Annotated in this window: 4 protein-coding genes; 3 read left to right on the plus strand and 1 reads right to left on the minus strand. The window is 64.1% G+C overall.

Annotated features, from left to right (window positions below):
- The first annotated feature begins 192 nt into the window (after positions 1 to 192).
- From EOB80_RS22690 to EOB80_RS22700, 3 genes are all read left to right on the plus strand, one after another.
- The gene (locus tag EOB80_RS22690; RefSeq protein WP_127329863.1) at positions 193 to 8,775 is read left to right on the plus strand and encodes a glucoamylase family protein; all 8,583 of its coding nucleotides are present in this window, start codon (positions 193 to 195) and stop codon (positions 8,773 to 8,775) included.
- A 511-nt stretch (positions 8,776 to 9,286) separates the two neighbouring features.
- Positions 9,287 to 11,068 (plus strand): glucan ABC transporter ATP-binding protein/ permease, encoded by a 1,782-nt coding sequence (locus EOB80_RS22695; protein ID WP_127329865.1) that lies wholly within the window; start codon positions 9,287 to 9,289, stop codon positions 11,066 to 11,068.
- A 138-nt stretch (positions 11,069 to 11,206) separates the two neighbouring features.
- Positions 11,207 to 12,010, plus strand: a complete 804-nt coding sequence (locus tag EOB80_RS22700; protein ID WP_127322087.1) for a heme ABC transporter permease — start codon at positions 11,207 to 11,209, stop codon at positions 12,008 to 12,010.
- Between the two features lie 115 nt (positions 12,011 to 12,125).
- Here the strand turns inward: EOB80_RS22700 and EOB80_RS22705 are convergent, their stop codons facing one another.
- Positions 12,126 to 13,184 carry a D-TA family PLP-dependent enzyme gene (locus EOB80_RS22705; protein ID WP_164762686.1) on the minus strand — a complete coding sequence of 353 codons (1,059 nt, stop codon included), beginning with the start codon at positions 13,182 to 13,184 and terminating at the stop codon, positions 12,126 to 12,128.

The following is a 13,184-nucleotide window of genomic DNA, read 5'->3' on the forward strand; positions in this document are numbered from 1 at the left end:
AATCCTCTCCGCCGATCTGGCTGGCGGGAAGAGGGGTGCTTGTCTTTGAGTTTTGCTGAGAGACGACGCCCTGTCGTGGTGCGGAAACAAACTTTCGGCAAGTGGGGTTTATGCAACCAATTGCATTTGAACCGGTTTTAGGGCCATTGCCGTGGCGGTGACGCCGCTCAGTGCCCGCTTACGGAATTTTCAATGAATATTCAGACGAATCCTGCCCAAATCGAGAAGACAAGCGCGAGCTTCCCGGCCATCACGGAAGAGCCGATTCGATCCAACTTTCTGCCCGAAGAGCGTCTTCGTGTGCTTGGCGAAAGCCTGGCAAAAGGCGACCTCACCGATCTATTCGGCCTGACGCCCTTTGATTTTCAGGCCCGTATCCGGGACAGCGCCAAGAAGATTTTGGAAGTCTATCGGTCGACCAATGCGGCGCAGGCGAGGGGCGAGACGATCACGCCGGCGGCACAATGGCTGCTCGACAACAATTACCTGGTCGAAGAGACCATTTTCCAGGTCAAGCGCGACCTGCCGCGCCGCTTCTATCGCCAGTTGCCGACCTTGAAACTGCCTGACGGCGGCAGCGTGCCGCGCGCGCTGGCGCTGGCCTGGACCTATGTGGCGCATTCGGACAGTTCCGTTTCGGCGACGATGTTCAAGTCCATCGTCCAGGGTTTCCAGTCGGTCGAGCCACTGAAGATCGGCGAACTCTGGGCGCTGCCTTCGCTGTTGCGCTTCGTCCTGATCGAAAATCTCCGCCGGCTGGCCGTCAGGGTCAATCGCACCCGCCAGATGCGCCAGATCGCCAACGATGTGGCCGACAAGGTCCTGGCGACCGACGACAGCGCCGACCGGCAGTCGATCCTGTCCAATTTCAGCGCGCATGCGCAGGACACCACCTTCGCCACCCAACTGCTCTACCGCCTGCGTGATGGATCGCAGAATGCCGGCAAGGCTCTGGAATGGCTGGAAGGCGAGCTCGAAAAGACCGGCTCCGATGCCGAGGAAATCATCATTTCCGAACATCACACGCTGTCCAGCGGCAATGTGACGACGGGCAACATCATCCGCGGCCTGCGCCTCATCAACGACGTCGACTGGACGGTGTGGTTCGAAGGCGTCAGCCGCATCGACACCGTGCTGCGCGAGCGCACCGATTTCGCCGCGCTCGACTTCTTCTCGCGCGATCAGTACCGGACCGCGATCGAGGAATTGGCGCGCCGCTCGAACCTTTCGGAATATCGCGTTGCCGAGAAGGCCATCGAGTTGGCCGGCCACGCCGCCAGCGATGGTGACGGCGACGTCGTTTTAACCGGGTCCGCCCACACCGATGTCGGCTTCTTTCTCGTCGGCCCACGCCGGCTTGAGCTGGAGAAGGCGATCGGCTATCGGCCCACCATCAGCCAGACAGTCAAGCGTGCCTTCCGCAAGACCGGGTGGCTCGGCATCGTCGTACCGGTGTTTGCGCTGACGGCCCTGCTTCTCGTCCTCTCCGGCAACGCGCTTGCCAATCTCGGCCTGTCGGTGCCCTCGATCGTCCTGATGCTGGCGCTGTTTGCCGTGCCGGCCAGCGAGGGCGCGCTCGCCTTCTTCAACACGGTCGTATCGCTGTTCCTGAAACCGACGCGTCTTGTCGGTTATGATTACCGGCACGGGGTGCCGCCCGAGGCGCGCACGCTGGTGGTGGTGCCGTCGCTGATCGGCTCGCGCGACGATGTCGAGGAAAACATCCGCAATATCGAGGTGCATCATCTCGCCAACACGGCCGATGAAATCCATTTCGCGCTGCTGTCGGACTGGCCAGACTCGAAGACCGAGATCGATGCGGCGGACACCGAAATCCTCGAATTCGCCCGTACCGAAATCGCCCGTCTCAACGCCCGCTATCCCTCCGAAGGCGCGCCGCGTTTCTACATCCTGCACCGGCGCCGGCTGTTCAATGCGGCGCAAGGGGCCTGGATGGGCTGGGAGCGCAAGCGCGGCAAGCTGCACGAGCTCGATCTTCTGCTGCGCGGCGACAGCGACACCACGTTCCTGCCGCTCGACGTGCCGCTGCCGGAGAATGTCGTCCATGTGATGACGCTCGATGCCGACACGCGCACCACCCGTGACGCGGTCGCCACCCTCGTAGGCAAGCTCTGCCACCCGCTCAACCGGCCGCATTTCGATGCCAGCAAGCGCGTCGTCACCGCCGGCTACGCGATCCTGCAGCCGCGCATCACCGCGTCGCTGACATCAGGCGACGATGCGTCGTTCTTCCAGCGGGTGTTTTCGGCCAATCGCGGCCTCGACCCTTATGTCTTTGCCGTGTCCGATCTTTATCAGGACGTCTTCGGCGACGGGTCCTTCACCGGCAAGGGCCTCTATCACGTCGACGCCTTCGAGGCCGCCCTGCAGGGCCGCATCGAGGAAAACACCATCCTCAGCCATGATCTGCTGGAAGGCGCGCTGGCGCGCGCGGCGCTGGTCACCGACGTCGAACTGGTTGAGGACTATCCGACCCGCTACTCGGTCGACGCCTCGCGCCACCATCGCTGGGCGCGCGGCGACTGGCAGTTGCTTGGCTTCATGCTCGATCCGCGCTCCGGCGTGCCGGCGCTGTCGCGCTGGAAGATGATCGACAATCTGCGCCGCTCGCTGACTCCGATCTTCTGGGTAATGGCGGCGATCGCCGGCTGGACGCTGCTGCCCTTCACGCAGGCCGCGCAATGGCAGGCCCTGCTGATCCTCAGCCTGTTCATGGCGCCGACATTCGATATCGTCAACGCCATCCTGCCCAAGAGCGGCGACCAGACGCCACGCGGCCATTTCTCGGCTCTGGCGCGCGACGTCGCCTTCGGCACCGCCATGGTGGCGCTGAAGATCGTGCTGATGGCACACAATGCCTGGATGATGGGCGATGCCATCGTGCGTACGCTCTACCGGCTGTTCGTCAGCCGCCAGAACCTTTTGGAATGGCGCACCGCCTCGCAGGCGCACAAGGCGGGCGACAACGATGTCGGGTCGTATTACGGCATGATGTATGGCGCCGTGATCATTGGCTTCGTCGGCCTTGCCATTCCGGTGTTGGCCGATTCGACCGGCGCCTTCGTGGCTTTCTTCTTCGCCCTGTTCTGGATTGGCTCGCCCGCCATCGCCAGCTGGATCAGCCGTTCGGCTGAAACCGAGGATCGGCTGCGCATATCGCAGGCCGACATCCATACGTTGCGCACGGTGGCGCGGCGCACGTGGCACTATTTCGAAAGCTTCGTGACGGCAGAACATCACCATCTGCCGCCCGATAATTTCCAGGAAAGCCCGGCGCCGGTGGTGGCGCCACGCACCTCGCCGACCAACATCGGCGTCTACCTGTTGTCCGTCGTTTCCGCCCGCGACTTCGGCTGGATCAGCCTGTCCGACGCCATCACCCGCATCGACGCCACCATGGCGACGATCGAGGGCATGCCGCGTGAGCGCGGTCACCTCTTCAACTGGTACGACACGACGACACTGAAGCCGCTCTATCCGCTTTACATCTCGGCTGTCGACAGCGGCAACCTCGCTGGCCATCTGGTGGCGGTGGCTGCGGCCTGCGCCGAATGGGCCGAAGCACCTTCCGTCCATCTCCAGGGCGATTTCGAAGGCATTCTCGACACGGTCACCATTCTCAGCGAAAGCCTCGATGATCTGCCCGACGACCGCCGTCAGTTGCGCCCGCTGCGCCAGCGTCTCGCCGACCGCCTCGACGGCATGCGGCGCGCTGTCGACACCATCAAGGCGCAGCCCGAAATGGCGTCGATCCGCACCATCAACCTGGCTGTGCTGGCCGGCGAGATCCGCAAATTGGCCACCGCCATCCATACCGAGGCGGTGTCGCCCCAGAGCGACGTCATTGTCGACTGGGCGGCAAGGCTGGAAGCCTCCTGCGAAGCGCACGTCCATGACGCGCACAGCGACGACAATGCCGTCGAGGCGCTCCGTGCCAAGCTGCTCACCTTGCGCGAGCGCACGCGCCGTTACGCCTTCGAGATGGATTTCTCCTTCCTGATGCGGCCGGAGCGCAAGCTGTTGTCGATCGGCTACCGGGTCGAGGAACACCAGCTCGACGAGAGCTGCTACGACCTTCTGGCTTCCGAAGCCCGGCTGACCAGCCTGTTCGCCATCGCCAAGGGCGACCTGCCGACCGAGCACTGGTTCCGGCTTGGCCGGCCGATCGTCGAAATCGGTTTCCAGGGCGCCCTGATGTCCTGGTCCGGCTCGATGTTCGAATATCTGATGCCGCCGCTGGTGATGAAGGAGCCGCAGGGCTCGATCCTCAACCAGACCAGCAAGCTGATCATCAAGCGCCAGATCCAGTATGGCCGCCAGAAGAACGTGCCGTGGGGCATTTCGGAGGCCGCCTACAATGCGCGCGACCGAGAGCTGACCTACCAGTACACAAATTTCGGCGTTCCAGGCCTCGGGCTGAAGCGCGGCCTTGGCCAGAACACGGTGATCGCGCCTTACGCCACCATACTGGCGGCCCAGTTCAATCCGCGTGAAGCCGTGCTGAATCTCGCCCGTTTGCGGGAGATCGGGGCGCTCGGCCGCCACGGCTACTACGATGCCGTCGACTTCACGCCACAGCGCGTGCCGGAAGGCACGGATCATGTCGTCGTCCAGAACTACATGGCCCACCATTCGGGCATGTCGATCGCGGCGGTTGCCGACGCCATCTTCGAAGGTCGCATGCGCGACCGGTTCCACAGCGATCCGGTCATCGAATCGGCCGAACTCTTGCTGCAGGAGAGGGCGCCGCGCGACATCCCGACCGCCACCGTCAGGACCGAGGCCGACGAACGCTCCAAGGACGAGACCGAAGTCGACAGCCCCGACACCCGCATCGTGCTCAATCCGCTGCAGTCGCTGCGGTCGACCAACGTCATGTCGAACGGCCGCTATTCGGTGATGGTCACCGCGACCGGCTCGGGCTACAGCCGCTGGGGCGATCTCTCCGTCACACGCTGGCAGCCGGATCCGACCGAGGACCGGCTCGGCTCCTACATCTTCCTGCGTGACGCCGGTTCCGGCGACTGGTGGTCGGCTACGGCCGAGCCGAAGCGCGCCGCCGAGGAAAAGGCGCAGACCTTGTTCTCCGACGACAAGGCGAGCTTCGTCAAATCCGTGGGCACGTTGCGCTCCGAGGTCGAATGCATTGTCATCTCGGAAGGCAATGGCGAGGGCCGTCGGGTCACGCTCTACAATGACGGTCCGTCCGACCGTCACATCGAAGTGACCTCCTTTGCCGAACTGGTGCTCGGCCTGGAGGCGTCCGACAACGCGCATCCGGCATTCTCGAAGATGTTCGTGGAAACCGAAATCTCTGCCAACAACGCGGCGATCTTCGCCACGCGGCGCAAGCGCGAGACCAGCGAGCCCGATATCGCCATGGTGCATTTCGTCACCGATCCGTCCGGATCGGCGCGCGATGCCGAGGCCGAAACCGACAGGCGCGCCTTCATCGGCCGTGGCCGTACCATCGTCGATGCGGCCGCTTTCGACCCGGGCGCCAGGCTGGGCGGCCACTCAGGCTTTACGCTCGATCCCGTCGCCTCGCTGCGCCGCCAGGTGCGCGTGCCGGCCAACAAGAAGATATCGCTGACCTTCTGGACCGTCGTCGGCGCTGGCCGCACCGAGCTGGACGAAGCCATCGCCCGCCTCGACCATCCGGAGAGCTTTGCCCGCCAGGCCATGCTTGCCTGGACGCGCAGCCAGGTGCAGACCCGCCATATGGGCCTCAGTCTGACCGATGCCGCCAATGTGCAGAAGCTGGCGCGCTACCTGATCTATCCGGATCCGTTCCTGCGTCTTCCCGCTGAATCCATCGCCTCGGGGCTGGGCAAGCAGTCGAGCCTGTGGCCGACAAGCATTTCCGGCGATTTCCCGATCTTCCTGGTCAGGATCGGCGACGTCGCCGATCTCGAAATCGTTGCCCAGGCGCTGCGTTTCCAGGAATATATGCGCACCCGCGGCATGATGATCGACTTCGTCGTCGTCAACGAGCAGGCGTCCTCCTATGTCCAGGACCTGCAGCGGGCGGTCGAGACGCTGTGCGAAAACAGCCGCCTGCGCGGCAAGGAACTCGGACCTCGCCAGCACATATTCGCGGTGCGCCGCGATCTCATGGACGAAACCACCTACAAGACGCTGCTCGCTGTCGCCCGGGTGGTCCTGCACACGCGCAACGGCACCATCTTCGACCAGATCGAGCGCGCCGAAGCCGCGGCTCTGCAGGCGCGCGACGCTCTGGCAGCATTGCCAATTCCGCGTGAGTTGCCGTCGCCGGCACCCACGACGCATACTCCTGCCTCGCAGGCAGTGGCCAATGTCAGCGCCGATGGAAGCGGTCTCAGCCAGTGGAACGGCTTTGGCGGTTTCGACGGCGACGGGCGGCATTATGTCGTGCGCCTGGCCGGCCGCCGCACGACGCCGCAGCCTTGGATCAACGTCGTCTCCAACGCCTCGTTCGGCTTCCATACCTCCGCCGAGGGCGCTGCCTTCACCTGGAGCCGAAACAGCCGCGACTACCAGTTGACGCCGTGGTCGAATGATCCGGTCTCGAACCGGCCGGGCGAAGGCCTCTATATCTACGATCAGGCCAGCGGTAAGGCATTCTCGCCGCTCGCCGCCATGGTGCGCGATCCCTCGATGACCTACGAGGCCTGGCACGGCCAGGGGTTCTCGACCTTCCGCTCGAGACGCGGACCATTGTCGATGGATCTCACCCATGTCGTCGATCCGGTCGATCCGCTGAAGATCTCGCGGCTGCGCATCCAGAATTCCGGCTCGGTGCCGGCGCGGCTGCGTGTCTATGCCTATGCCGAATGGGTGCTCGGCGGGCACCGGTCGCGCACTGCGGCAACCATCGTCCCGTCGCGGGATGCCGCCAGCGGGGCGCTGCTGGCACAAAACCCCTACGGGCTGGATTTCGGCGAGCGCGTTGCATTCCTCGCGGCTGACGGCGGCGTTCATTCGGTGACGACAGACCGGACGGAGTTCCTGGGCCGGCATGGCTCCAGCGAGCTGCCGCAGGCGGTGCTGAGTGGTGCAGCGCTGTCTGGCCGTGTCGAGGCCGGCGACGATCCATGCGCGGCGATTGCCCGCGACGTCCAGATTCCGGCTGGCGGCGACGTGACGCTGCTCTGGCTGCTCGGCGACGCCGAGTCCGCCGAGGAGGCGAGCGCGCTGGTGCAGGAGCACAAGGTCAAGGACTTCGACCAGCGGCTGGCCGACAATGAGCGCGAATGGCGCGGCTTCCTCGACACCATCCAGGTCGAGACGCCTGACAAGGCGCTCGACGCCATGGTCAATCACTGGCTGCCCTATCAGAGCCTGGCCTGCCGCATCCGTGCCCGCTCCGCCTTCTATCAGGCCAGCGGTGCCTTCGGCTTCCGCGACCAGTTGCAGGATACGCTGGCGCTGCTGGCGCATGACCCGCAACTGGCGCGCGACCAGATACTCAATGCGGCACGGCGGCAGTTCCCCGAAGGCGACGTGCAGCACTGGTGGCTGCCGCGCACGGGTGCTGGCGTACGCACGCTGATCTCCGATGACGTGGTCTGGCTTGCCCACGCCACGGCGCGCTATTTGCTGGTCACCGGCGATGCCACCATCCTCAAGGAGCAATTGGCGTTCATCGATGGACAGCCGCTGGGCGATGGCGAACACGATGCCTTCTTCACCCCGGAAATCTCGAAGAAGACGGCGTCGCTCTACGACCATTGCGCGCGTGCGCTCGACCTCGCCATCAAGCGCAGCAGCCCCGCGGGCCTGCCGCTGATCCTCGGCGGCGACTGGAACGACGGCATGAACCGCGTTGGCGAGCACGGCAAGGGCGAGAGCGTCTGGCTCGGCTGGTTCCTGCTGAAGACGCTGGGCGATTTCGCCCCCGTCGCCAAGGCCGAGGGCGATGCCAAGCGAGCACAGGCCTGGGCAAAGCATGCCGATGTGCTGAAGCGGGCGCTTGAGAGCACCGCATGGGACGGCGAATGGTACCGGCGCGGCAGTTTCGACGACGGCACCCCTTTGGGGTCCCGCAACTCGCAGGAGTGCAAGATCGACTCGATCGCCCAGTCCTGGAGCGTGCTTTCGGGAGAGGGCGATCCGGCACGGTCGACGACCGCGATGGAGCAAGCAACGAAGCTGCTCGTCGACGACAAGCTGAAGATCGTCAAACTGTTCACGCCGCCCTTCTCGAAGACGGAGAAGGACCCGGGTTACATCAAAAGCTATCCGCCTGGCGTGCGCGAGAATGGCGGCCAGTACACCCACGCCGCCACATGGTTCGTCATCGCGCTTGCCGAGATGGGCCAGGTCGACGAGGCCTATCGCTGTTTCTCGATGTTGAACCCCGTCAACCATGCGACCGACGAGGCCACGGCCGAGCACTATCGTGTCGAGCCGTATGTCGTGGCGGCCGATATCTATGCCGGGGACGACACTGCCGGCAACGGCAAGGGCGGCCGTGGCGGCTGGACCTGGTACACCGGCTCTGCCGGCTGGCTCTACAGGGCTGCTGTCGAAGGCATCCTGGGCATCGAGCGGCGCGGCAAGCGTGTCCAGTTCAAGCCGAAGCTGCCGAGCCACTGGGACGGCTACTCGGCAAATCTCAAAATGCTGGGGGCGGAACTCAAGGTTCGCGTCATCCGCGACAATAAGGCCAAGGCGGTGTCGCTGGAGGTGAATGGGACAAAGGCCAAGGGTTCGGCAGTCGAACTGAAGGACGGCGAAGTTGCCGAGGTGGTCATCCGGATTCCGGCTTGATGCATGTTGCTCAAAAACTATGCGCTCGGGCCTGGGATCCGGGGCGCAACTTTTGCCGCCACGGCGGGATGAGAGGCACCGTCCCGCCTGGCGTTGCCGCCTGCCGATTGAAGGACATGCCACCGAGGAGTGCATGAAATCAAAGGCTTGGGGCGTCCGATAGGGGGCGCCACGAGCAGTGAGAGTTTGCCCTTTCTTCGCCTGGAGGGCGTCCTGCAGCTTTGTTTCGCTCTATACTTCGCAAAAGGCGATTTCGGCCTTAGTCATCCGCCCGACATTGTTGCTGATTAAAATTGTGGCAGCACGTGCCAACTGCCATGATTTCGCCGCATGCCTGACATTTTACCTGTCTTCTCAAACCGTTAGGTGATCACGGCAGATTTCGGAACGTCGCCATCTTTTGTTCGCTCTAAGGGAACTGAAGGGGTACACGGCCATTGTTTTGCGACGTATCAACCGGTACGAATAAAATGATGCAGTGCACAATAAACAGCGTGGCGGAGTAACTGGGGTGACCCTTCTGCAAATCTACTGGCGAGCTCTCGGTTATCTGGCCGCGGACAGGAAACGCGTTGCGTTGATCTGTTCGGCCAACGTGGCTCTCGCCATCGTAGCGCTTCTCGAGCCGATTATGTTCGGTCGCGTCATCGGCGCCATCTCCGAGCGTGGCTCTGTCTTCACCACGCTGGTCATGTGGGCCGGTCTCGGCGCCTTCAACATCGTTGCCTTCGTCATGGTGGCGCGCGGCGCTGACCGTTTTGCCCATGCCCGGCGCAGCGAAGTGCTTTGCGAGTCCTTCGAGCGCGTGATCACCATGCCGCTCGCCTGGCACCATCAGCACGGCACCTCCAATGCGCTGCATACGATGCTGCGCGCCGTCGAAACCCTGTTCAGCCTTTGGCTCGAATTCATGCGCCAGCATTTGTCCACGGCTGTCGCCCTCGTACTGCTGGTCCCGACCGCGATCAGCATGGACCTGCGCATGTCGCTGGTGCTGCTTGGCCTCGGGCTGCTCTATGTCGGCATCGGCCGGATGGTCATGCGCCGCACCAAGGCGGGCCAGGCCGCGGTCGAGCGCCACTACCACAAGGTGTTCGCGCATGTGACCGACTCGGTCAGCAACGTTGCGGTGCTGCAGAGCTACAATCGCCTCGGCCACGAGGCCGATACGCTGCGCCGCTACGTCAAGAACCTGCTCGACGCGCAGAACCCTGTTCTCGACTGGTGGGCGCTGGCCAATGCCTTGCACCGTCTGTCATCGGCAATCTCGATGCTGATCGTGTTGTCGATCGGCTCCTATCTCGTCACTCGTGGTCAGTTGGGTGTCGGCGACGTCATTGCCTTCACCGGTTTTGCCACGATGTTGATCGCACGCCTCGACCAGATGTCGGCTTTCGCCAACCAGATTTCCGAGGCCCGTGCCAAGCTCGAGGATTTCTACCATCTCGAGGACTCCGCGGCTGATGCCGCCGAGCCGGACGGCCTGCGCGATCTTGCCAACGTCACCGGCCATGTCCGCTTCGAGAATGTCGGCTTCGAATTCGCCAATTCCGGCCAAGGCATCGACGACGTGTCCTTCGAGGTGCAGGCCGGCCAGACCGTCGCCGTCGTGGGCCCGACGGGCGCCGGCAAGACCACGCTCATCAACCTGCTGCAGCGTGTCTTCTCGCCGTCTCATGGCCGTATCCTGATCGACGGTATCGACACCCGCACCGTGACCCGCAAGTCGGTGCGCCATTCGATTGCCACCGTGTTCCAAGATGCCGGGCTGCTCAACCGCTCGATCGAGGACAACATCCGTGTTGGCCGCGCCGATGCAAGCAATGACGAGATCCATGCCGCCGCCAATGCGGCTGCCGCACAGGACTTCATCCTGTCCAAGAGCAATGGTTACGACACGGTGGTTGGCGAACGTGGCGGGCAGCTCTCGGGCGGCGAACGTCAGCGCATCGCCATTGCCCGCGCCGTGCTGAAGGACGCACCGATCCTGGTGCTCGACGAGGCGACCAGCGCGCTCGACGTCGAGACCGAGGACCGCGTCAAGGAAGCGATCGACGAGCTGCGCCGCGACCGCACGACCTTCATCATCGCCCACCGCCTGACCACCGTTCGCGACGCCGATCTGGTCGTGTTCATGGACAAGGGCAGGGTGGTCGAGATGGGCGGCTTCACCGAGCTGTCGCTACGCAATGGCCGCTTCGCCAGCCTGCTGCGCGCCGGCGGCCTGCTCAACGACGAGGAGGTTCGCCGCCTCAGCCGCACCGTGCAGCAACAGCAGGAAGCGGCTGCCTGAGCCTCTTTCTTTTACCTCCCCCTTGTGGGGAGGTCGGACCGTAGGTCCGGGTGAGAGTACAGGCACGGCCGCCCCAATTGCGTCTGCGACACCACCGCTCGATTGCCCCGAACGCCGCGGCGGTTTATGTAGAACCGCATGAGCGATACGACTTCACGCCTGACCGGCTGGATGGACCTCGCCAACCCGACGCGCTTCGTCGGGCTGGCGGACAAGGTCGTGCCATGGCTGGCCACGATCGCCACACTGATCCTCGCCGTGGGGCTCTATATGAGCTTCGCCGCGCCTGAGGATTTCCAGCAGGGCATCACCGTCCGCATCATGTATATCCACGTGCCTTTCGCCTGGCTCGCCATGATGTGCTACACGCTGATGGCGGTCTCGGCGCTCGGCACGCTCGTCTGGCGGCATCCGTTGGCCGATGTCGCGCTGAAATCAGCCGCACCCATCGGCGCCGTCTTCACCGCGCTGGCGCTGATCACCGGTTCGATCTGGGGCAAGCCGATGTGGGGCACCTGGTGGGTCTGGGATGCTCGGCTGACCTCGGTGTTCGTGCTGCTCCTGATGTATCTCGGCATCATCGCGCTGACCCGCGCGCTCGACGATGCCAGCCGCGCCGCCTGGGCCGCGGCCATCATCACGCTGGTAGGCTTCATCAACATCCCGATCATCAAATTCTCGGTCGACTGGTGGAACACGCTGCATCAGCCGGCCTCGGTGTTCCGCATGGGCGGCTCCACCATCGACCCCAGCCTGCTATGGCCGCTGCTGGTGATGGCGCTCGGCTTTACCGTGCTGTTCTTCGCGCTGCACCTGATGGCGATGCGCACCGAAATCCGCCGCCGCCGGGTGATTGCCATGAGACGGGTCGCGGCTAGGCAGGCAGAGCGCTCTCCCCCTTCTCCCCTTGTGGGAGAAGGTGTCGCCGAAGGCGACGGATGAGGGGTGTTCCAGGGAACGCCAACGTCTCATTCCGCTGGAACACTCCTCATCCGTCTCGGCGCTGCGCGCCGATCCACCTTCTCCCACAGGGGGAGAAGGCAAGACGCTTCTTAGTTCACCCCATCCTTCCCCGCGCGGCCACCGGCAGCGTTTCCAGCACCTTGTCGCCGTCGACCAGATTGACCTCGTTGAACAAATTGGTGACGACGCAGCAATGGTCGGGCACGACACGCACGCGCTCGCCGATGCGCAGCTTGCCGTCGCCCGAAAGCGTGACGGTGCCGTGCTCCTCGCTCAGGCCCGTCACCCGCGCTCCCGACACGCCGAGCAACTCGCCGAAATCGGCGAGACCCAGCGTGTCACTGGACAGCGCCTTGCTCCCGGCATCGAGGATAGCGCGCGTCGCTGCGGGATGGCTGACCACCGTCGACAGCACCGTCAGCGCACAGTCGTCGAGGCCGCCGACGCCTTTGGCGACTTGATAGCGGTCGAGATAGATGTAGGTGCCTGGACGATACTCGGTGACAACAGATGTATCGCTGGAGCGCCACATATCCGGGGTGCCGCCGCTGGAGATGCGGTCGCAGGCGAGGCCCGACGCGGCAAGTGCCTGCTTGGCCCCGGCGAGCCAGGCTTCGGCCTCCGCTGCCCGCCCGGCGGCCGGGTAGGTCATCAGTCCGCCGAAGGCGAGGCCACCGGCTCTGTCGATCTGTCTTGCCAGCGCAACCGCTTCATCAGCCGACTGCACGCCGCAGCGGCCCATGCCGGTGTCGCATTCGACAAGCACCGGCAGTCGATGGCCGGCATCGGTGAAGGTGGTTGCCAGCCCTTCGAGCGTCTCCATGCTGTCCGCTGTCACCGACAGGGTGACGCGCCCGTGCAGCGCCAGAAGGCGTTCCAGCTTGGCGCGCCCAAGGATGTTGTAGGGAAGAAAAATATCGGTCAGCCCGGCGTCGGCCATCACCTCGGCCTCGCCGATCTTCTGGCAGGTGATGCCGACCGCGCCGGCCGCTACCTGCTTCTTCGCCCAGTAGGGCAATTTGTGCGTCTTGATATGCGGCCTGAGCTTCAGCCCGTTCTTGTCGGCATGCGCCTGGGCGCGGGCAATGTTGGCTTCCGCGCGCGCGGCGTCGATCAGGATGGATGGCGTATCGAGATCGTGGACGGTCGGCAT

This window comes from Mesorhizobium sp. M7A.F.Ca.MR.245.00.0.0 (assembly GCF_003997415.1).
Lineage (GTDB): Bacteria > Pseudomonadota > Alphaproteobacteria > Rhizobiales > Rhizobiaceae > Mesorhizobium.